The sequence below is a fragment of the Streptomyces sp. NPDC002845 genome, assembly GCF_053591955.1.
In genome coordinates this window covers 132643-153292 of sequence record NZ_JBSFUU010000002.1, presented here as the reverse complement: position 1 = coordinate 153292, position 20650 = coordinate 132643, and the positions used below count along the sequence as shown (strand labels likewise).

The 20650-nt window shown below is 70.1% G+C and carries 18 protein-coding genes and 1 pseudogene; 11 read left to right on the top strand and 8 right to left on the bottom strand.

Going from position 1 to position 20650, the window contains the following annotated elements; genetic code table 11:
- Nucleotides 1-10 precede the first annotated feature (10 nt).
- Together ppdK and ACWD3C_RS01895 are read right to left on the bottom strand one after the other, a co-directional pair.
- Complete coding sequence (gene ppdK / locus ACWD3C_RS01900; RefSeq protein WP_451138999.1) at nt 11-2740, bottom strand: pyruvate, phosphate dikinase; 2730 nt, start codon at nt 2738-2740, stop codon at nt 11-13.
- A 396-nt stretch (nt 2741-3136) separates the two neighbouring features.
- Nucleotides 3137-4357, bottom strand: coding sequence for an ROK family protein (locus tag ACWD3C_RS01895; protein WP_451138997.1), 1221 nt, complete (start codon nt 4355-4357; stop codon nt 3137-3139).
- 362 nt (nt 4358-4719) lie between these two features.
- Between ACWD3C_RS01895 and ACWD3C_RS01890 the strand changes: the two genes are divergently transcribed.
- Both ACWD3C_RS01890 and ACWD3C_RS01885 read left to right on the top strand, forming a co-directional pair.
- A complete protein-coding gene (locus ACWD3C_RS01890) occupies nt 4720-6273 on the top strand; it encodes an MGH1-like glycoside hydrolase domain-containing protein (protein WP_451138995.1) in 1554 nt (517 codons plus the stop codon).
- The gene (locus ACWD3C_RS01885) at nt 6270-8207 is read left to right on the top strand and encodes an amylo-alpha-1,6-glucosidase (protein WP_451138993.1); all 1938 of its coding nucleotides are present in this window, start codon (nt 6270-6272) and stop codon (nt 8205-8207) included. Before ACWD3C_RS01890 ends, ACWD3C_RS01885 begins: the two co-directional genes overlap by 4 nt.
- A gap of 117 nt (nt 8208-8324) precedes the next feature.
- Here the strand turns inward: ACWD3C_RS01885 and ACWD3C_RS01880 are convergent, their stop codons facing one another.
- Nucleotides 8325-9383, bottom strand: coding sequence for a polysaccharide pyruvyl transferase family protein (locus tag ACWD3C_RS01880; protein ID WP_451138991.1), 1059 nt, complete (start codon nt 9381-9383; stop codon nt 8325-8327).
- A gap of 156 nt (nt 9384-9539) precedes the next feature.
- Nucleotides 9540-10742: a tRNA dihydrouridine synthase DusB gene (dusB, locus tag ACWD3C_RS01875; RefSeq protein ID WP_451138989.1), complete on the bottom strand. Its 1203-nt coding sequence runs from the start codon at nt 10740-10742 to the stop codon at nt 9540-9542.
- Nucleotides 10743-10830: 88 nt separating this feature from the next.
- On the opposite strand from dusB, the gene ACWD3C_RS01870 reads away from it, so the two are divergent.
- From ACWD3C_RS01870 to ACWD3C_RS01860, 3 genes are all read left to right on the top strand, one after another.
- Nucleotides 10831-11097 carry a hypothetical protein gene (locus tag ACWD3C_RS01870; RefSeq protein ID WP_451139232.1) on the top strand — a complete coding sequence of 89 codons (267 nt, stop codon included), beginning with the start codon at nt 10831-10833 and terminating at the stop codon, nt 11095-11097.
- 204 nt (nt 11098-11301) lie between these two features.
- A complete protein-coding gene (locus ACWD3C_RS01865) occupies nt 11302-12615 on the top strand; it encodes an MFS transporter (protein WP_451138987.1) in 1314 nt (437 codons plus the stop codon).
- Between the two features lie 209 nt (nt 12616-12824).
- Nucleotides 12825-13031: a hypothetical protein gene (locus tag ACWD3C_RS01860; RefSeq protein ID WP_451138985.1), complete on the top strand. Its 207-nt coding sequence runs from the start codon at nt 12825-12827 to the stop codon at nt 13029-13031.
- A gap of 24 nt (nt 13032-13055) precedes the next feature.
- On the opposite strand, the gene ACWD3C_RS01855 is transcribed toward ACWD3C_RS01860, so the two are convergent.
- Together ACWD3C_RS01855 and ACWD3C_RS01850 are read right to left on the bottom strand one after the other, a co-directional pair.
- The gene (locus ACWD3C_RS01855) at nt 13056-13451 is read right to left on the bottom strand and encodes an SRPBCC family protein (RefSeq protein WP_451138983.1); all 396 of its coding nucleotides are present in this window, start codon (nt 13449-13451) and stop codon (nt 13056-13058) included.
- Nucleotides 13448-14119, bottom strand: coding sequence for a CGNR zinc finger domain-containing protein (locus ACWD3C_RS01850; RefSeq protein WP_451138981.1), 672 nt, complete (start codon nt 14117-14119; stop codon nt 13448-13450). The genes ACWD3C_RS01855 and ACWD3C_RS01850 overlap by 4 nt, the downstream gene beginning before the upstream one ends.
- A gap of 21 nt (nt 14120-14140) precedes the next feature.
- On the opposite strand from ACWD3C_RS01850, the gene ACWD3C_RS01845 reads away from it, so the two are divergent.
- Nucleotides 14141-14596 (top strand): VOC family protein, encoded by a 456-nt coding sequence (locus ACWD3C_RS01845; RefSeq protein ID WP_451138979.1) that lies wholly within the window; start codon nt 14141-14143, stop codon nt 14594-14596.
- 95 nt (nt 14597-14691) lie between these two features.
- Here ACWD3C_RS01845 and ACWD3C_RS01840 read toward each other — a convergent pair whose 3' ends face one another.
- On the bottom strand, nt 14692-16074 hold the full coding sequence (locus tag ACWD3C_RS01840) for a glycine--tRNA ligase (protein ID WP_451138977.1): 1383 nt from the start codon (nt 16072-16074) through the stop codon (nt 14692-14694).
- A 278-nt stretch (nt 16075-16352) separates the two neighbouring features.
- On the opposite strand from ACWD3C_RS01840, the gene ACWD3C_RS01835 reads away from it, so the two are divergent.
- From ACWD3C_RS01835 to ACWD3C_RS01820, 4 genes are read left to right on the top strand one after another with little or no spacing between them, the layout of a single operon-like run.
- The gene (locus ACWD3C_RS01835) at nt 16353-17321 is read left to right on the top strand and encodes a metal ABC transporter solute-binding protein, Zn/Mn family (RefSeq protein WP_451138975.1); all 969 of its coding nucleotides are present in this window, start codon (nt 16353-16355) and stop codon (nt 17319-17321) included.
- A 30-nt stretch (nt 17322-17351) separates the two neighbouring features.
- Nucleotides 17352-18122, top strand: coding sequence for a metal ABC transporter ATP-binding protein (locus ACWD3C_RS01830; RefSeq protein WP_451138973.1), 771 nt, complete (start codon nt 17352-17354; stop codon nt 18120-18122).
- The gene (locus ACWD3C_RS01825; protein WP_451138971.1) at nt 18122-19042 is read left to right on the top strand and encodes a metal ABC transporter permease; all 921 of its coding nucleotides are present in this window, start codon (nt 18122-18124) and stop codon (nt 19040-19042) included. Before ACWD3C_RS01830 ends, ACWD3C_RS01825 begins: the two co-directional genes overlap by 1 nt.
- Before the next feature lie 60 nt (nt 19043-19102).
- Nucleotides 19103-19522 carry a Fur family transcriptional regulator gene (locus ACWD3C_RS01820; protein WP_451138969.1) on the top strand — a complete coding sequence of 140 codons (420 nt, stop codon included), beginning with the start codon at nt 19103-19105 and terminating at the stop codon, nt 19520-19522.
- 116 nt (nt 19523-19638) lie between these two features.
- On the opposite strand, the pseudogene ACWD3C_RS01815 reads toward ACWD3C_RS01820, so the two are convergent.
- A pseudogene (locus ACWD3C_RS01815) lies at nt 19639-19935 on the bottom strand (DUF6093 family protein); the annotation flags it as partial.
- Nucleotides 19936-20045: 110 nt separating this feature from the next.
- On the opposite strand from ACWD3C_RS01815, the gene ACWD3C_RS01810 reads away from it, so the two are divergent.
- A complete protein-coding gene (locus ACWD3C_RS01810) occupies nt 20046-20582 on the top strand; it encodes a hypothetical protein (RefSeq protein WP_451138967.1) in 537 nt (178 codons plus the stop codon).
- The last annotated feature ends 68 nt before the right edge of the window (nt 20583-20650 follow it).

Sequence of the window (20650 nt, the reverse complement as noted above, 5' to 3'; positions counted from 1 at the left end):
GGGCCGTCGGCTACCGGTGGTCGCTGCCCGTGGACTGGGAAGCCGCGCGCCCCGCCTCCAGCCGGGCCACCGGAATCCGGAAGGGCGAGCAGGAGACGTAGTCGAGCCCCACCTCGTGGAAGAAGTGGACGGACTCGGGGTCGCCGCCGTGCTCGCCGCAGACGCCGAGCTTCAGGTCGGGCCGGGTCTCGCGGCCCGCCTTCGCCGCCGACTTGACCAGCGAACCCACGCCGTCCTTGTCGATGGTCTCGAAGGGGGAGACGCCGAAGATGCCCTTCTCCAGGTACGCGGTGAAGAACGAGGCCTCCACGTCGTCCCGGCTGAAGCCCCACACCGTCTGGGTCAGGTCGTTCGTGCCGAAGGAGAAGAACTCCGCCGCCTCCGCGATCTGACCGGCGGTCAGCGCGGCCCGCGGCAGCTCGATCATCGTGCCGATGGCAAGCTTCAGTTCCGTACCCGTCGCCGCCTGGACCTCCGCGATGACCTGGTCGGCCTCCTCGCGGACGATCTCCAGTTCCTGGACGGTGCCGACGAGCGGGATCATGATCTCGGCGCGTGGGTCGCCCTTCGCCGCCTTGCGCTCGGCCGCCGCTTCCGCGATGGCCCGTACCTGCATGGTGAAGAGCCCCGGGATCACCAGTCCCAGCCGCACACCCCTCAGCCCCAGCATCGGGTTCTGCTCGTGCAGGCGGTGGACGGCCTGGAGCAGGCGCAGGTCGTTCTCGTGCGGGTCCTTGCGGGACTCCGCCAGGGCCACCCGCACCGACAGCTCCGTGATGTCGGGGAGGAATTCGTGCAGCGGCGGGTCCAGGAGCCGGATCGTGACCGGGAGGCCGTCCATGGCCTCGAAGAGCTCGACGAAGTCCTGCTTCTGGAGCGGGAGAAGCTCCTTCAGCGACTCCTCGCGCACCGCGTCCGTGTCCGCGAGGATCAGGCGTTCCACCAGCTCACGCCGGTCGCCGAGGAACATGTGCTCCGTACGGCAGAGCCCGATGCCCTGGGCGCCGAAGCGGCGGGCGCGCAGGGCGTCCTCGGCGTTGTCCGCGTTCGCCCGTACCCGCAGGCGGCGCTTGCGGTCCGCGAAGGCCATGATGCGGTGGACGGCCTCGACCAGCTCATCGGCGTCGTCCGCGCCCGCGTGCATCCGGCCTTCGAAGTACTCGACGACCGGGGACGGGACGACCGGTACCTCGCCCAGGTACACCTTGCCGCTCGAACCGTCGATGGAGATCAGGTCGCCTTCCTCGACGACGTGTCCGCCCGGGACCGTCATCCGGCGGCGCTTGGTGTCGACCTCAAGCTCTTCCGCACCGCATACGCAGGTCTTGCCCATGCCCCGGGCGACCACGGCCGCGTGCGAGGTCTTGCCGCCGCGCGACGTCAGGATGCCCTCGGCCGCGATCATGCCGTCCAGGTCGTCGGGGTTCGTCTCCCGGCGGACCAGGATGACCTTCTCGCCCGAACGGGACCACTTCACCGCCGTGTACGAGTCGAAGACCGCCTTGCCGACCGCCGCGCCCGGCGAGGCCGCGATGCCCCGGCCGACCTGGTCGACCCCCTTCCCGCCGCCGGCGTACTCGTCGTCGAAGCGGGGGAACATGAGCTGCGCGAGCTGGGCGCCCGTCACGCGCTGGAGGGCCTCCGCCTCGTCGATCAGACCCTGGTCGACGAGCTGCGTGGCGATACGGAAGGCCGCGCCCGCCGTGCGCTTGCCGACGCGCGTCTGGAGCATCCACAGCTGGCCGCGCTCGATGGTGAACTCAATGTCGCAGAGATCCTTGTAGTGGTTCTCCAGGGTCTCCATGATCTGCATCAGCTGGTCGTACGACTTCTTGTCGATCGTCTCCAGCTCGGCGAGCGGCACCGTGTTGCGGATGCCCGCCACCACGTCCTCGCCCTGGGCGTTCTGCAGGTAGTCGCCGTACACGCCCTGGTGGCCGGAGGCGGGGTCGCGGGTGAAGGCGACGCCCGTGCCCGAGTCCGGGCCGAGGTTGCCGAAGACCATGGAGCAGACGTTCACCGCCGTACCCAGGTCGTGCGGGATGCGCTCCTGGCGGCGGTACAGCTTCGCCCGGTCGCCGTTCCACGAGTCGAAGACCGCCTTGATGGCGAGGTCCATCTGCTCGCGCGGGTCCTGCGGGAAGTCGCGGCCGGCCTCGGCCTTGACGATCTTCTTGAACTTGGTGACCAGCTTCTTGAGGTCCGCGGCCTCCAGCTCGGTGTCGACGACGACCTTCTTGGCCGTCTTCGCCGCCTCCAGCGCGTCCTCGAAGAGGTCGCCGTCGACGCCGAGGACCGTCTTGCCGAACATCTGGATGAGGCGGCGGTACGAGTCCCACGCGAAGCGGTCGTCGCCGGCCTGCTTGGCGAGGCCCTGGACGGACTTGTCGGAGAGGCCGATGTTCAGGACGGTGTCCATCATGCCCGGCATAGAGAACTTCGCCCCGGAACGCACCGATACGAGGAGGGGGTTATCGGCCTGCCCGAGCTTCTTCCCCATCGTCGTTTCGAGGGCTTCGAGGTGCGCGCTCACCTCGTCACGCAGTGCCGCGGGCTCCTCACCGCTGTCGAGGTAGACCTTGCAGGCCTCGGTGGTGATCGTGAAGCCAGGAGGGACGGGAAGACCCAGATTGGTCATCTCGGCGAGGTTCGCACCTTTGCCGCCGAGCAGGTCCTTGAGGTCCCTGTTGCCCTCGGTGAAGTCGTAAACGAACTTTTTGTTTTCCGACACGGGTCCCAACTCCTCGAGGACGCGGTGGCTGCCCTGACGGCGAGGAACATACCCAGATCGAAGGCTCCTGGGTACGTCCACTTGCGCGTCACGTGCCTGTAACCACCCGTCCGCCAGCAGATCGAAAGTCAAGGCTTGGCAAGGAGTCGGCGAGGGATGTGTTCACTTCTTGAAGAGGTGAGTGAAGTGAGCCCGATTGGATTGCTCACGTGAGCGGCAATCTCTACGTCTGAGTTCAGTCGATGAACGATCAAAGGATGGCACTCAGTGTCACACCTTGAAGAACCGGAACCATCCAAGATTCGCTCATCTGAGCGCACCCCTGATCAGAGGTGGCGAGAATCACGCCTTGAGGCGCGGCGGGATTTCACCATGCGGACGGCGATACAGACGGAAACACGACCGTCACACCCCCAGCGCCGCCAAGCGCTCCTCGACCCGCTCCGGCGCGTACAAGTACTCGACGACCAACGCACCCGCGCCGACGAGCCCCGCGCGCTCCCCCAGCCGGGAGGTCACCACGTCGAGGCGGGCGGTGGAACGGGGCAGCGCGCGCTGGTACAGGAGTTCGCGGACGCCCGTGAGGAAGGGAGTTCCGGCCAAATCCCCGGCGATCATCAGAACGCCCGGGTTGAGGAGGGTCACGACCGTCGCCAGGACGTCCCCGACACGACGGCCCGCCTCGCGCGCGAGCGCCATCGCCTCCGGGTGCCCGGAGGTCAGCAGATCGCGCACATCCGAGCCCGAGGCGGCCCGGACCCCGGCCTCGGCCAGCTTCCGCGCGACGGCGCCCCCGCTCGCCACGGCGGCCAGACAGCCGTACGAACCGCACTTGCACAGCGCGTCCGCGCCCTCGGGGACCCGGATGTGGCCGATGTCGCCGGCGCCGCCGTCGATGCCGCGGAAGACCGAGCCGTCGACGACCATGCCCGCGCCGATGCCGGTGGAGACCTTGACCAGACAGAAGGCCGAGCAGTCGCGGTAGGCGGTGCGCTGTTCGCCGTACGCCATGAGGTTGGCGTCGTTGTCGACGAGGACCGGGAGGTCGGCGGGGCCGCCCGCGTGCTCGGTGACGGCGCGGGACAGGCGGCCTGTTATGTCGTAGCCGTCCCAGCCGGGCATGATCGGCGGCTGGACGACGCGGCCGGTGTCGGTGTCGACGGGGCCGGGGACGGCGAGGCCGATGCCGCAGACCGCGTCCGCCGGCCGGCCCGCCTTCACCAGCAGGTCGGCGAACCACCGGCCCAGTTCGCCCAGTACGGCATCGGGGCCCTCCTCGATGACCAGGGTGCCCGTGTGCTCGGCCTGGATCTCGCCGGTGAGGGAGAGGACGGCGGCGCGGGCGTGGCGGGTGTCGAGGTCGGCGGCGAGGACGACGGCGTGGGCGTCGTCGAACTCCAGAGTGATCGAGGGACGGCCGCCCAGGGGTGAATCGACCGGGCCGCCCGCGCCCTCGCGGAGCCACCCGGCGCGGAAGAGTCGGTCGAGGCGCTGGCCGACCGTGGCCCGGGACAGGCCCGTGGCCTGCTGGAGCGCGCCGCGTGTGGTGGCCCGGCCGCTGCGGACCAGGTCCAGCAGATCTCCGGCTCCGGCGTGACTGCCCACCTTCACGGCCCTTCCACTCATGCGCACCCCCTTGCGTTCACCAACTCTGCATTACATATTGAGTTTTGCGTGTTAAATAGACGTAACCCTACGGTAGCCACTGCCGAACCGGTCGGCCCGACGTCATCGGGGAGCCCAGCGTGGACCGCACAACCCAGCTCACCACTCGTCACACGGGAAGCGCAGGCACTTCCGGCCCCGCGTTCACCCCGACCTCACCACCCGCGGTCGGCACCGGTGAGATCGGGCACGGTCCGGGAGGCCGGGGGAACGGTCCGGGAGGCCGGGGGCACGGTCCGGGAGGCCGGGGGAACGGTCCGGGCGGGGCCGGGCATTCCGGAACGCGCGTCTCGCAGGTACCTGCCGTATACGATCCGGCCGCGGTGGCGGGTTCTCTCCACTCCCGGGCGGCCGGGGTGCTGGAGGGCAACTGGACGGGTGCCTCGACGGTGCCCTCGCGCGGACTGTATCCGCACCAGTGGTCGTGGGACTCGGCATTCATCGCGATCGGGCTGCGGCATCTGTCGCCGCTCCGGGCCCAGACGGAGCTGGAGACGCTGCTCGCCGCCCAGTGGGGCGACGGCCGGATCCCGCACATCGTCTTCAACCCCTCCGTGCCCCTCGACGCGTACTTCCCGAGCCCCGACTTCTGGCGCTCCTCGACCGCGGGGCGCGCTGCGGGCGCCCCGCGCACCGTGCAGACCTCGGGCATCGTGCAGCCACCGGTGCACGCGCTGGCCGCGTGGCTCGTCCACCGGGCCGACCCGGGCCTGTCCCGGGCGCGCGGCTTCCTGCCCCGGGTCTACCCGCGCCTCGCCGCCTGGCACCGCTATCTGCTGCACCGCCGCGACCTGGGCGGTGGTGGCCTCGCCTCGGTGGTCCACCCCTGGGAGCAGGGCATGGACAACTCCCCGTGCTGGGACGCCCCGCTCTCCCGCATCACCCCGGCCCCGGCCCGCTCCTTCCGCCGCGCCGACCTCGGCCACGGGGCGGCGGAGGACCGGCCCACGGATCTGGACTACGGGCGGTATGTGCGGCTGGCGACGGAGTACCGGGACGGGGGGTATGCGGACGGGCACCGGGACGGAGGGTACGCCGACGGATACCGGGAAGAGGGGTACGCCGACGGCAGGGGCCGGTTCGCCGTCGAGGACCCCGCCTTCAACGCCCTGCTGATCGCCTCCGAGCACGCGCTGGCCCGGATCGCGAAGGAGCTGGGCGCGACGGGGACGGCCCGGCACGCGCGCGCGGAGCGGCTGACGGCGGCGCTGGTGGAGCGGCTGTGGGACCCGGCGGAAGGGATGTTCTTCTGCCGGGACGCGGTGACCGACACGCTCATCCCCGAGCGCAGCGTCTCCGGGCTCGTCCCGCTGCTCCTGCCCACCCTCCCCCGCGAGGTCACCGCCACCCTCGTGCGGACCATGTCCGGCCCGCACTTCGGGCTCGGCGGCACGACACGCCTCGTCCCGAGCTACGACCTCACCGGGGAGGCCTTCGACCGGCACCGGTACTGGCGTGGGCCGGCCTGGTTCAATACGAACTGGCTGCTGGAGCGGGGGCTGCGGCTGCACGGGGAGCGGGCGCGGGCGGACACGTTGCGGGCCGCGGTGCTGGACACGGCGGGGGCGTCCGGGTTCGCCGAGTACGTGGACCCGTACACCGGTGAGGCCTGCGGAGCGCTCGGGTTCAGCTGGACCGCCGCGCTGACGCTCGACCTGCTGCACCAGGACACGGGGCACGGGGGCCAGGGGGAACAGAGGGACCACAGGGATCGCGGAGATCGCAGGGATCACGGGGATCACGCGAGCCATGGGGATCACGGAGACCACAAGGCCGGGGAAATCGGCCTGCCCGGCGCGGTGATCGGCACGTTCGCGTTCACGTTCGACATGAAGGACACGCAGGACACGCAGGACACGGGAGGGGACCGGCGATGACGGACCGGCATCATCTGCTCGTGCGCGGCGGGACGTTCGCCGCCGTGGGCGACGGCGGGGACATCAGCGGAGTACGGGGCGGTGGTGCGCCGGACGGGTTATTCGTACGGGACGCCCGCCACCTCAGCCGTTGGCAGCTCACGGTCGACGGGGCCGTGCCCGAGACGCTCACGCCGGTGGCCGGCGGCGACACCGCGCGGTGTGTGCTCGTGCCGCGCGGCGGCCGCCAGGAACCGGCCGCGTACACGTTCTTCCGCGAACAGGCCGTCACCGACGGCGCGTTCGTGGAGTCGCTGCGCGTCACCAGCAACCGCCCGGTGCCGACCACGGTCCGCATCGCGGTCACCGCCGACGCGGACTTCACCGACCAGTTCGAGCTGCGCTCCGACCACCGTACGTACGCCAAGACCGGCGCCGTACGCCGCCGCCAAGTCCTCGACGACGGCGTGGAGTTCACCTACCGGCGCGGCGAGTGGAAGTCCTGCACCACCGTCCGCTCCGAGCCCGCCCCCGACGCCGTCGAGGAGACGGGCACCGGCGCGCGCCGCCTCGTCTGGGCCCTGGACCTCGAACCGCACGGCTCGGCGGAGCTGATACTGCGGGTCATCGCCCGCCCGCACGGTGAGCGTCGCGCTGTGCGCGTACCGCGCTCCCCCACCGCCGCCAACGAGCAACTCCTCGCCCTGGAAGGCGAGTTCGCCCAGGGTGTGCCCTTCCCCACCGGCTGGCCGGAGCTCGCGGCGGCCTGCTCGCGCGGCCTCGCCGACCTCGCCGCGCTCCAGGTCCCCGCAACGGGCCCCGACGGGCGGGAACTTCGCGTCCCGGCCGCCGGAGTCCCCTGGTTCCTCACCCTGTTGGGCCGTGACGCCCTGCTGACCTCCCTCTTCGCCCTCCCCTACCGCCCCGGCCTCGCCGCCGCCACCCTGCCCGCGCTCGCCGCGACCCAGGCGACCGAGGTCGGCGTGGACGCCGTGGCCCAGCCCGGCAAGATCGTGCACGAGGTACGGCACGGAGAGCTGGCGCACTTCGGGCAGGTGCCGTACGGGCGCTACTACGGTTCCGTGGACGCGACCCCGCTGTTCCTCGTGCTGCTCGGCGCGTACGTCGACCAGACCGGCGACCTGGCGCTGGCCCGCCGCCTGGAGCCCAACGCCCGCGCCGCCATCGGCTGGATGCTCGACCACGGCGGCCTCACCTCCCGCGGCTACCTCGTCTACCGCGCCGACCAGGGCGGCCTCGCCAACCAGAACTGGAAGGACTCCCCCGGCGCCATCTGCTCCGCCGACGGCAGCCGACCCGGCGGGCCGGTGATGGCGGCGGGCGCGCAGGGATACGCATATGACGCGCTGCGCCGCACGGCGTGGCTGGCGCGGACGGTGTGGGAGGACGAGACGTACGCTGCGCTGCTGGAGCAGGCGGCCGGTGACCTGCGCGACCGGTTCCAGCGGGACTTCTGGATGGCCGAACGCGCCTTCCCCGCACTGGCGTTGGACGGCGAGGGCAACCACGTCGACGCTCTCGCCTCGGACGCGGGGCATCTGTTGTGGTCCGGGTTGCTGGACAAGGAGTACGGGGAACTGGTGGGGCGGCGGTTGCTGGAGTCCGACTTCTTCTCCGGCTGGGGCGTGCGGACGCTCGCCTCCGGGCAGGCGGCGTACCATCCGCTGTCGTATCACCGGGGGTCGGTCTGGCCGCACGACAATGCGCTGATCACGTTGGGGCTGGCGCGGTACGGGTTGCATGACGAGGCTCGTACGGTCGCCCATGCGCTGGTCGACGCGGCGGCGGCCACGGGGCATCGGTTGCCCGAGGTACTCGCCGGGTACGGGCGGGGGGCTTATGCGGAGCCTGTGCCGTATCCGCATGCGTGCGTGAGGGAATCGAGGTCGGCGGCGGCGCCGTTGGCGTTGTTGACGGCGGTGGGTGGGGCCTGAGGGCTCTGTTCGTGGGTGCCGATAAGGGTCGTTGGGAGACTGCGGGCCGGTTTGTGGCTGGTCGCGCCCACGCGGCGGAGCCGCAAAATGTCACAGCCCCGCGCCCCTGGGGCGCGCTCACCTCAGCTCAGCCAGCAGCCGGACCGCTGCTTCCCTCGCCTCTCCTTCCGACCATGCCCACATCGCCGCCGCGTCCGGAGTGGTTGGAGCCCTGCGCGCCGTCCACGTCTCCCAGTAGTGCCGCGCCTTGCCGTACCGGTCGGCGATGAGGACGTGCGGTAAGCCGAGGAGCAGGCTGAGCACATGGCCGTGGAGGCGGTCGGTCACGGCCACCCGCCCTGCCCGCAACAACCGGCAGCCACGCCGGAGTTGGAGGAGGGCGAGGCCGTCGTAGGCGTCGAGGAGGGCGGGCATGGCGCCGGCCGGGTCGCCGGAGCGGGCCCGGCACAGGGCGCGTGCCCGGCTGCGCCACAGGGCCTCCTTCGCCTGCCGCCAGGCCCCGTCGCCCCTGGGCTCGCGGGTCCAGTCGAAGACGTGTGCGCCGTCCGGGAGTCGTCCGGCGCGTCGGGCCGACTCCTTGTCCTGCCTCGCCAGCCAGACGACGTCGTGCGAGGCGTCACCGTCGGCGCACGCCAGGACGGCCAGCGGGAGCGCGAACGCCAGGTCGGGGGCGAGCAGCGCGGGTGCCTCGAAGACCGTACGGGCGCGGCGCAGGCTGTGCAGGTCGCGCAGCAGCAGCGTGAGGTCGGGGTGGGCGTCGAAGACCCGGCGGGCGCGGGTCAGGTTGGCGTGCTCGATGAAGTGGATGGACTGGGGCAGTTGGACGACCCGGCTGTCGGGGAAGTCGCGGATGACTTGTTCGCGCAGGAGCTGGCCGGCCTCCCACACATCGCCGAGGGTGCCCCCGCCCGTCAGCAGGATCGGCCCGTCCGGCACACAGGCGGCCAGCTGCCCGGCGTCGTACGACATCCGGTCGCACGCGTAGCGCACCTCGGCCCCCAGCGCGTGGAGCAGTGCCCGCTGGCCGAGCCAGATCGCGCTGTCGCCGACGCCCGAGTGCAGGGGTGCGTCGATGAGCGCGCAGCGCGTGCCGGCCGGCACCAGGCGGTCGAGGACGGTCAGGGCGTAGGAGACGTACGGCACGCAGGGGCCGACGTACGAAGGCGTCCAGTCCATGGACCGGCGCTACCCGACCTTTCGGGCCAACAGTCCAGGTGGCGGTAAAACAGCCGAAGAGCGGCCGATGCAAAGAAATGAGAGGAAAGGGCGCTGGCGCACGCAGGCCGCGCGCCGCGACGCGCCCGCGGAAACCAGCCCCCCGATGCGCCCGGCTCAGCCCCCGGAGGTGTCCAGCTCCGCGTCCTCGCTCACGCCCGCGCAGTCGTACGGGTCCTTGAGCCAACCGTCCGGCAGGACGACCCGGTTATTGCCGGAGGTACGGCCACGCGGCCCGTCGGCGCCGGTCGGCCAGGGCTGGTCGAGGTCCAACTCGCCGAGCCCGGAACGGAGTTCGTCGAGGGACGACGTGATCGCCAGCCGCTTGCGCATCTCGGAGCCGACGGCGAAGCCCTTGAGGTACCAGGCCACGTGCTTGCGGAAGTCGATGACGCCACGGGAGTTGTCGCCGATCCACTCGCCGAGCAGGGTAGCGTGACGGACCATCACCTCGGCGACCTCGCGGAGCGTCGGGCGGGCGCTGCATCCATCAGTGCCTCCGGCACGGGCCTGGCCCCGCCCCTCGAAGGCCGCCACCAGATCCGCGAACAGCCACGGCCGCCCCAGGCACCCACGCCCGACCACGACCCCGTCACACCCGGTCTCCCGCACCATCCGTACCGCGTCCTCGGCGGACCAGATGTCGCCGTTGCCGAGCACCGGAATCTCGGGCACGTGCTCCTTCAGCCGGGCGATGGCGTCCCAGTCGGCCGTACCGCCGTAGTGCTGCGCGGCCGTCCGCCCGTGGAGCGCGATCGCGGTCACGCCCTCCTCGACGGCGATGCGCCCGGCGTCGAGGTAGGTGATGTGGTCGTCGTCGATGCCCTTGCGCATCTTCATGGTGACCGGGAGGTCGCCCGCCCCGCTCACGGCCTCCCGCAGGATCGCGCGCAGCAGGTTCCGCTTGTAGGGCAGGGCGGAGCCGCCGCCTTTCCGCGTGACCTTCGGGACCGGGCAGCCGAAGTTGAGGTCGATGTGGTCGGCGAGGTCCTCCTCCGCGATCATGCGGACGGCCTTGCCGACGGTCGCCGGGTCCACGCCGTACAGCTGGATCGAGCGCGGCGTCTCGGTCGCGTCGAAGTGGATCAGCTGCATGGTCTTCTCGTTGCGTTCGACCAGCGCCCGGGTGGTGATCATCTCGCTCACGAAGAGGCCCTTGCCCCCGCTGAACTCCCGGCACAGGGTGCGGAAGGGCGCGTTCGTGATCCCGGCCATGGGGGCCAGGACGACGGGCGGCCGGACGGGGTGCGGACCGATCTGCAGAGGGCTCCGTGTGAGACGCTGCACAGGGATCTGCACGGGGTTTGTGGGCGCGGGCATTCCCCTATTGTCGCGTACTCCGTAGACGCTCAAAAGCCCGCAATTCATTAGTTAGGCGCACTATCGACTTAGTTGTACGGTGGAACGTATGCCCGAGCTCAGCCACCGTTGTCGTCTGCTCGTGCTCGCGATCTGCTGCATGAGTCTGCTGATCGTGAGCGTCGCCGACAGGTTCCGTGGGGGAGCCTCGAAGGTCGATTTGTACGGCACGATCTGCCGGGAGCACCGTGAGCGGATGCTCTTGATCCGGGCTATGCAGAGTCCCGGATCGGAGGTGCGACGGCAGGCCGGAACTGGGGCCTGGCTGTCCGCCGCGGGCGTTAATCGCCTTTCGCGCCGGGTCGCCGAGGGCTAGTGTTCGGGTGCAGCGAGTGACCCACCAGGAGCCGAGACATGCCCAGTCGTCCGAGCGCGCGTTGACGTTGTAGGCCGTGATCGGCCTGTCATCGCGTGCTGCCCTTGATGTTGCGGCACAGCGAGCCTTCCCCTGCCTGAATCGCAGGCGCACCTGGTGTGCGCCGGGTGATGGGCCTCGTCGTCGGCAATCCAAGGGATCTTCGTGCCGTCCGCTTCCTCCGCTGTATCCGATTCCAGTCGACCTGTTCCGCCAAGTCTGTGGCGGGATCGCGACTTCCGCAGACTCTGGGTGGGTCAGACGGCCTCCCAACTCGGCGAACACACCACTCTGATCGTTCTCCCGCTCTTCGCCGTCCTGACGCTCAACGCCGGCGCCGGCGAGTTGGGCGTCCTGCGCGCGGTGGGGCAGGCGCCGCTCCTGTTGCTCTCGCTCTTCGTCGGCGCGTGGGTGGACCGGTGGCGGACCCGCACGGTGATGGTGGTGACGGACGCCGGCCGAACCCTGATACTGGGCGCCGCCGCCGTGGCCGGTCTCCTCGGTTGGCTCGGTCTGCCCCCACTGCTCGTGGTCGCCTTCGCCGTCGGGGCGCTGTCCGTGTTCTTCGACGTGGCCTATCAGGCGTCTCTCGTACGACTGGTGAGACGCGATCAGTTGCTGCAGGGCAACAGCGCGCTCGAGGGCAGCCGGTCCGCGGCGCAGATCGGCGGGCCCGCCCTCGGCGGTGCGTTGGTGTCATTGCTGTCGGCGCCGATCGCTGCCGCCTCCAGCGCGCTGTTTTTCGCGCTGTCGTTCCTGTCGATCCGGCGGATCCGTCGGACCGAATCGATCCCGGAACGCTCGGAACGTCCCCCTCGGGTCTGGCGGCGTATCCATGAGGGCCTCCGCTTTGTCGTCAGCGATACCTCGCTGCGGACCGTGTGCCTCGCCTCGGCCGCCTTCCAGTTCTCCTTGGCGGCCATGATGACCGTCTATCTGCTCTTCCTGCCGCGGGAACTGCACTTGTCGGGCACCGCCGTCGGGCTGGCGCTTGCGGCGATGGGGCCGGGCGCGCTGCTGGGCTCGGTGCTGGCCGCTCGCCTGCCGAGCCGGTTCGGTTACGGCGCGGTGCTCGTGTCCGCGGCGGCACTCGGCGACGGTGTGTTCCTGTGTGTGCCTGCGCTGCACGGCTCCTCGGCGGTGACGGTTTCCGCGCTCCTGGCGATCAACTTCGTGTTCGGGACCGCTGGCCAGTTGGTGAATGTCACGGTCATGGCGGTGCGGCAGGCCGTCACTCCGGACGGGATGCAGGGCCGCGCGGCCGCGACGATCACGTTTGTCGGCATGGGGATGGCCCCGCTCGGCTCCCTGCTCGGTGGGTTTCTCGCGATGGAGTGGGGGTTGCGCACCAGCCTCCTCGTGACGGCCGCAGGCATGATGCTCTCCCCAGTGCTGATGGCCTTGTCCCCGCTCGCCCGCCTGGGACGGGCACTCCCGGTCTCGCAGGACGCGCCGCCGCCCGGGCCAGTGCCTGGTTGAGGCGGCGGATGCGGGCGCACACCCGCTCGTACTCGGTCTGCAGCACCGCGGCTTCGTCCAGGAGGTCGGCCCAGGCCAGGTGGCCCCGCCCACAAGTTGAGCGACTGCCCTCGGGTAGGCCAACTCACGCCGCGAGACACCCCGTTGATCTTGACCTTGCTGCACACTCCTTGCGGACAGGCATCCCCGAACTGTCGTCCGGAGGCGTCATGCTGCAGATCAACACGAGCAAGGTGAGCCGCTGGGACCAGCACGGGCGCGAGCACACCGTGCGGGTCATGCGCTCGGGCGTGCAGCGCACGGTCAGATGCGATACGTGCGGCTGGCGGAAGGGCGCGCAGTTCCTGCCGTGGCTGAAGGCGGCGGACCACCTCGCCGAGGCCCACCAGGCGACGGTGGACCCGAGGGACACGTGAGTCCCCCGACAGTCCCCCGCCGCGTCAGGCCCGTTCGTCGAGGGCGGCGGCGACCCGGTCCATCACCCGCCGCCAGTGGGCCCGTTGGCGTTCGCGCTGCTCGGCGCTCGCCATGCGTTCCTGGTGGAAGCGGAGTACGGTCCTGCCGCCCTCGGCGGCCGTCACGGCGACCTGGACGGTCGTGTCGCCGTAGGTGACGCGGACGCGGTCACCCGGGCGGTAGCCGCGCACCTCGCCGCCGATGCCCTCTGCGGTCTCGTACGGCGCGCCGCGCTCCGGCACGAGTCGGGCGCCGGGGCCGAGCCACAGTTCCAGGCCGCGCGGGCCGCTGATGAACTCCCATACAACGGAGGGCGGTTGGGGCAGTGTGCGGGAGACGCCGATCTGCCGGCCGGCGTCCTTCGTGAGTCCGGTGGTCATGGTTGGTCACCTTCCCCGAGTGATTCCTCCTCGGAGCGGCGCGCGCGCAGGGCCCGCACCTTGTGGCGGTTGCCGCAGTGCTCCATCGAGCACCAGCGGCGGCGGCCGGGGCGGGAGGTGTCGACGTAGAGGAGGTAGCAGCGCTCACCGGAGCACATGCGGATGCGGTGCGCGTACGGCCCGGTGAGCAGGTCGACGGCGTCCCGGGCCACGGTGGAGAGCAGCTGCGCCCCGGTTGCCGCCCCGGCCGCCCAGCCCCGTGTGCCGTCCACTCCGACGGCGGGGGCGAGCGGCGGCCGGGCTGCGGCCTCGTTGATGACGTCCAGGTCGTCCTGCCCGGCCTCCGGGACACCCAGCTCGGGCAGTCCGCCGTGGGCCCGCGTCACGGCCGTACGGAAGAGGGCGTCGCGCAGTCGGCGGGCGTACGGCACGTCGTGTTCCGTGAGCGCCAGCTCGGGGGTGGGGGTGAGCCGGGAGCGCCCGGCCCAGGCAATCAGGTCGGCGGGGGTGTGCAGCACCTCGTAGCGGGCGAAGGCGCCCGGGCCGCCGGTGGTGAGGAGTTCGAGGCAGAGGGTGCCCGGGTCGAAGCGGTAGGCGGTCCCCGTGTGGGACCGCATCGGGATGCCCGACACGCCCGTTCCCGCTGATGCTGTGGACCAAGACGCCATGTAACCAATATAACTGGTTACATGACGGCACTGAACTGGAAACTGGTCATCGATACGCACGACGCCCAGACCCTGGCGGACTTCTGGGCCGCCGCGCTGGAGTACGAGGTGGAGGACCCGAGCAAGCTGATCGAGCAGCTGCTCGCCACGGGCGCCCTCCCCGAGGCGGCCGTCGCCGAGCACCACGGCCACCGCGTCTTCCGCGGCTACGCCGCCGTGCGGCACCCCGAGGACCCGTACGACGCCTTCACCGGTATCGGCAAGGGCCGCCGGCTGCTCTTCCAGGACGTCCCCGAACCCAAAACGGTGAAAAACCGCCTCCACATCGACGTCCACGCCGAACCCGGCGACCGCGACGCCCTCGTCGGCCGCCTGGAGACCCTCGGTGCGGTCCGCGTCCGCGAGGTGGACAAGGGACCGGCGGGGCACTGGTGGCTCATGCGGGACCCGGAGGGGAACGAGTTCTGCGTGGCGTAGGTGCCACCCCTTCGGCACCCCTGGCCGCACAGGAAAAAGCCCCGGTCCCGTCACATCCACCACAGACGTGACGAAACCGGGGCCTTACGGATGGACTAGCAGCCGATCAACCGCCCCGCCAGGTACCCCTCGATCTGGTCCAGAGACACCCGCTCCTGCTTCATCGAGTCCCGCTCACGCACCGTCACCGCATCGTCGTCGAGCGTGTCGAAGTCGACGGTCACGCAGTACGGCGTACCGATCTCGTCCTGGCGGCGGTAGCGGCGGCCGATGGCGCCGGCGTCGTCGAACTCGATGTTCCAGTGCTGGCGGAGGGCGGAGGCCAGCCCCTTGGCCTTCGGGGACAGCTCCGGGTTGCGGGACAGCGGCAGCACCGCGACCTTGACCGGCGCGAGGCGCGGGTCGAGGCGCAGCACCGTGCGCTTCTCCATCTTGCCCTTGGCGTTCGGGGCCTCGTCCTCGATGTAGGCGTCGAGGAGGAACGCCAGCATGGCGCGGCCGACACCGGCGGCGGGCTCGATGACGTACGGGGTCCAGCGCTCGCCGGCTTCCTGGTCGAAGTAGGAGAGGTCCTGGCCGGAGGCCTTGGAGTGGGCGCCCAGGTCGTAGTCCGTGCGGTTGGCGACACCCTCCAGCTCGCCCCACTCGTTCCCGCCGAACTGGAAGCGGTACTCGATGTCCGCCGTCCGCTTCGAGTAGTGGGAGAGCTTCTCCTGCGGGTGCTCGTACCAGCGCATGTTCTCTTCACGCAGGCCCAGGCCGGTGTACCAGCCCCAGCGCTGCTCCATCCAGTACTCCTGCCACTTCTCGTCCTCGCCCGGCTTGACGAAGAACTCCATCTCCATCTGCTCGAACTCGCGGGTACGGAAGATGAAGTTGCCCGGCGTGATCTCGTTGCGGAACGACTTGCCCATCTGGGCGATGCCGAACGGCGGCTTGCGGCGCGAAGTGGTCTGCACCTGGCCGAAGTTGGTGAAGATGCCCTGCGCGGTCTCGGGGCGCAGGTAGGCGACCGAGCCGGAGTCCTGGGTCGGGCCGAGGTGGGTGGAGAGCAGGCCCGAGAACTGCTTGGGCTCGGTGAACTGGCCCTTGTTGCCGCAGTTGGGGCAGTTGACGTCCGCGAGGCCGTTCTCCGGGGGGCGGCCCTTCTTCGCCTCGTACGCCTCCTCCAGGTGGTCCGCGCGGAACCGCTTGTGGCAGGAGGTGCACTCGGTGAGCGGGTCGGTGAAGGTGGCGACGTGCCCGGAGGCGACCCACACCTCGGAGGCCAGGATCACCGACGAGTCGATACCGACGACGTCCTCGCGCGACGTCACCATGTAGCGCCACCACTGACGCTTGATGTTCTCCTTGAGCTCGACACCCAGCGGTCCGTAGTCCCAGGCGGCGCGCTGACCGCCGTAGATCTCGCTGCACGGGAATACGAAGCCACGGCGCTTGCTCAGGCTGACGATGGTGTCGATCTTGTCGGCGGCCACGGTGCTCTCTTCATTACGACGACGGGCGACGAAGCGGATGCGCTCCACAGCTGCGTTCGCGGCTGTGTTCCACGGCTGCGTTCCACGGCGGAGCGGCTGCGCTTCAGAGCGAATGCTTCAGGTTACCGGCGGGGCCTGCCCTCCAATCAAATCGGTTCGGACCTCTGGACCGTCACCCGGTCCGTCACCGATCACGCACCGGTCCCATACCGGGATGAAGCGAGGATCACAAGACAGCTTGTTGACAATGATTTCCAGAAGAGCTGAAAATGACTGTCATGAACGTACGACGACCCCATATATCCGCGATCGTGGTCACGGCGGCCACCGCCCTCGGTCTCGGCACCCTCTCCGCCTGCTCGGACTCGTCCGCCGCGTCGGGCAACACGGACAAGTTCGACGTGGTCGCGTCGTTCTATCCCATGGAGTTCCTCGCCGAGCAGATCGGCGGTGAGCACGTGAACGTCACCAGCCTCACCGCGCCCGGCCAGGAGCCGCACGACCTGGAACTCAGCGCCAAGCAGACCGCGGAGCTCCAGGAGACGGACGCGGTGCTCTACCTCAAGGACCTCCAGCCCGCCGTCGACGAGGCGGTGGACCAGTCCGAGGTCACGACGAAGATCGACGCGGCCACGCTCACCACGCTGGAGGACCACGGCGACACCGAGCACAGCCACGAGGGCGAGGAGGAGCACGCCGAGGAGGAGTCCGAGGAGGAGGAGCACGCGCTCGACCCGCACATCTGGCTGGACCCGGTCAAGTACGCCGAGGTCGCCGAGGGCGTCGGCAAGGCCTTCGAGGAGGCCGACCCGGACAACGCGGCGGACTACAAGAAGAACACCGAGGACCTGGTCGAGAAGCTCGGCGCCCTCAACACCCAGTTCGAGGACGGCCTGAAGAACACCGAGAGCAAGGTCTTCTTCACCAACCACGCGGCCTTCGGCTACCTCGCCGAGCGCTACGGCCTGACCCAGGAGGCCATCTCCGGCCTGGACCCGGAGAGCGAGCCGAGCGCGGCGCGGATCAAGGAGTTGCAGGAGGAGGCGAAGGCGGACGGCGTCACCACCGTCTTCTACGAGACACTGGTCTCCGACAAGACCGCGAAGACCCTCGCCGCCGACGCCGGGCTCAAGACGGACGTCCTCGACCCGCTCGAAGGCATCACCGAAAAGTCCCGGGGCGACGACTACATCTCGGTCATGGAGGCCAACCTCAAGGCGCTGCAGACCGCACTGGGCGCCAAGTGACCGTGGTTCGGAGGAAGCAGGCATGAGCGCATGAGCGGCGAGCCCGTCATATCCCTGCGCGGCGTCCACGCCGAGCTGGGCTCGCGCCGTGTCCTGCGCGGCATCGACCTCACCGTGCACCGCGGTGAGGTCGTCGCGCTGCTCGGCGCCAACGGTTCCGGCAAGTCCACCGCCGTCCGTACGCTCATCGGCCAGGTGCCGGTGAGCGACGGCGAGATCAAGCTGTTCGGCACCCCGCGCCACGGCTTCCGCGACTGGCGGCGCGTCGGATACGTACCGCAGCGCACGACGGCCGCGGGCGGCGTGCCCGCGACGGTGACCGAGATCGTGGCCTCCGGCCGGCTCTCCCGCGCCCGCTTCGGCCTCCTCCGCAGGGCCGACCACGACGCCGTACGCCGTGCCCTCGGCCTCGTCGGCATGGCGGACCGCGCCAAGGACTCCGTCAACGCCCTCTCCGGCGGCCAGCACCAGCGCGTCCTCATCGCCCGTGCCCTCGCCTCCGAACCCGAACTGCTGATCATGGACGAGCCCATGGCGGGCGTCGACCTGGCCAGCCAGGAGGTGCTGGCGCACACGCTCAGGGAACAGGTCGCCGCCGGTACGACGGTCCTGCTCGTCCTGCACGAACTCGGCCCCCTGGAGCCGCTGATCGACCGCGCGGTCGTCCTCCGCGACGGCTGCGTCCTGCACGACGGCCCGCCCCCGAAGGCGGTCGGCCAGCACGCCCTGCCCGGCCACGACCACGTACACCCGCACGCGGCTCACGGTGCCGAACCGATCCAGACGGGGCTGCTGAGCTGATGGAGATCCTGAACTACGCGTTCATGCAGCGGGCCCTGCTCGCCGCGGTCCTGGTCGGCGTCACCGCCCCCGCGATCGGCATCTACCTCGTCCAGCGCCGCCAGGCCCTGATGGGCGACGGCATCGGCCATGTGGCGATGACGGGCGTCGGCCTGGGCTTCCTGCTGTCCTGGTCCCCGGTGTGGATGGCGATGGCCGTGTCCGTGCTCGGCGCGGTGCTGATGGAGCTGATCCGCTGGTACGGCAAGACCCGCGGCGACATCGCCCTCGCCATGCTCTTCTACGGCGGTATGGCGGGCGGTGTGATGTTCATCAACCTCGCGCCCACGGGCTCGAACGCGAACCTCACCTCGTACCTGTTCGGCTCGCTGTCGACGGTGAGCCGGTCGGACGTGACGGCGATCTGCGTGCTGGCGGCCTTCGTGGTCCTCGTCACGCTGGGCCTGCGCCGCCAGCTCTTCGCGGTGAGCCAGGACGAGGAGTTCGCGCGGGTGACGGGGCTGCCGGTACGCGCGCTGAACCTGCTGACGGCGGTGACGGCGGCCGTGACGGTGACGGTGGCCATGCGGGTGGTGGGCCTGCTGCTCGTATCGGCGCTCATGGTCGTCCCCGTGGCCGCGGCCCAGCAGCTCACCCGCAGTTTCGCCGCCACGTTCGCGATCGCCGTGGCCATCGGGGTGTCCGTGACCATCGGCGGTACGGTCACCTCGTACTACCAGGACGTGCCGCCCGGCGCGACGATCGTGCTGCTGACGATCGGGGCGTTCCTGCTGCTCACGGTGGTGGCGACACCGCTGGCCCGGCGGCGGGCGCGGGCGTTGGAACAGCTGGCCGGGGACCCGGCGGAGTGTGTGATCCCCGGACCCGGGCAGGAGACCGTTCCGGCCGGCCGGGTCTCCTCCGACGGGGCCGGTGTCTGACCGCCCACAGTCCGGGCTGGCACAATGGCCCCGGCAAGGCGCAGATGTGAGGAGGCAACGGTGACGACCGCTGGACCCGTACGAGGCCGTTCCACCCGGCAGCGGGCCGCCGTGGCGGCGGCGCTCGACGAGGTCGACGAGTTCCGCAGTGCTCAGGAACTGCACGACATGCTCAAGCACAAGGGCGACTCGGTCGGGCTCACCACGGTCTACCGCACCCTCCAGTCCCTCGCCGACGCCGGTGAGGTCGACGTCCTGCGCACCTCCGACGGCGAGTCCGTGTACCGCCGCTGCTCGACCGGGGAACACCACCACCACCTCGTCTGCCGCGTCTGCGGCAAGGCCGTGGAGGTGGAGGGTCCGGCCGTCGAGTCGTGGGCCGACTCGATCGCCACGGAGCACGGGTACGTCAACGTGGCGCACACGGTGGAGATCTTCGGGACGTGCGCGGAGTGCGCGAGCGCGGCGGCGGGGGCGTGAGGGGTTTTCGCCCCCGCCGCCCCTAGCCGTCCCATCCCCAGAGGCTGCCGCCCCTTCGACCCCGCCCCGGCAGGCGTGCGATTCCCGGTGGTCCGGGTCTGCTGGTCCAGCCATGTCGTGCGAACCACGGACAGGGTGTTGGTGTCGCCGAGGTCCATGGCCTTCCAGATCCGGCCCACCATCCTGGGATCCTGCGGCTCAACGACGGTGACCGAGTCCGCGCGGGACGCCACAGGCGCTGACAGCGGGGTCAGCAGCCGGTACCTGGACGTCGTGTCGTCCACGTACGCCTGGCCCTCAAGATTCAGGACGATGCCCGGCCCACCACTGTGAAAGATCGCGCCCTGCGCTTGGTAGATCACTGTGTCGGGCGGGGTTTCGTATTCGCCCGTTTCGGAGCACGTTCGGTCGATCTGAGTACAGCCACCCGAAGGCCCTTCACGGGATTCGTCGGACCCTCGTATCGTCGGCGACTACTGTACGGACACGCAGCACTGCCCACGGTAAACCGAGGAGGAATCCTGTGTCATCGCCCTGCGACCCCCAGCACGCTCCCGCCGGCGATGTGGGCGCAGCCCTCATGGCGATCGACTCTCGGCTCAAAACCATCTACGACGACAAGATCCAGACCGACGCCGAACAACAAGCGCTGACCGACCAGTTCGTCGCGTCCTTGGGTCCCAGCGGAGTCGATGACCTGCTGGACGGCGCGTGCACGCTCATCTACATGTTCATGCAGTGGCTGCGGATGGCCTACGAGGACCACGACAAGGACGTCATCGAGTACGTGGTGCCCAACCTCGTGGCCACGATGCGCATGATGCCCAAGAGCATCCGTCCCGAGGCCATCCCCACCATGGCCGGCCTGCTCGTCGCCGCAGGTACCGGCCTGAGCCCCAGCCTGTGGCGCAAGCAGTACGGAGACTGGACCAAGGACGAGATGAATCCCCTGGAAGCCACCGCCTTCCTGCTCGCGGAGCACATCAACCGAATCACCGACGACCACGACTTCGCCACCCGCATGATCACCGAAGCTCTGTCCCGTGCGGACGAATGCTGACGTGCCTCCCCAGGTGATCAACCTTCAGTGGCAAACGGTCAAGGTTCCGTGACACGGAACAGCTACGT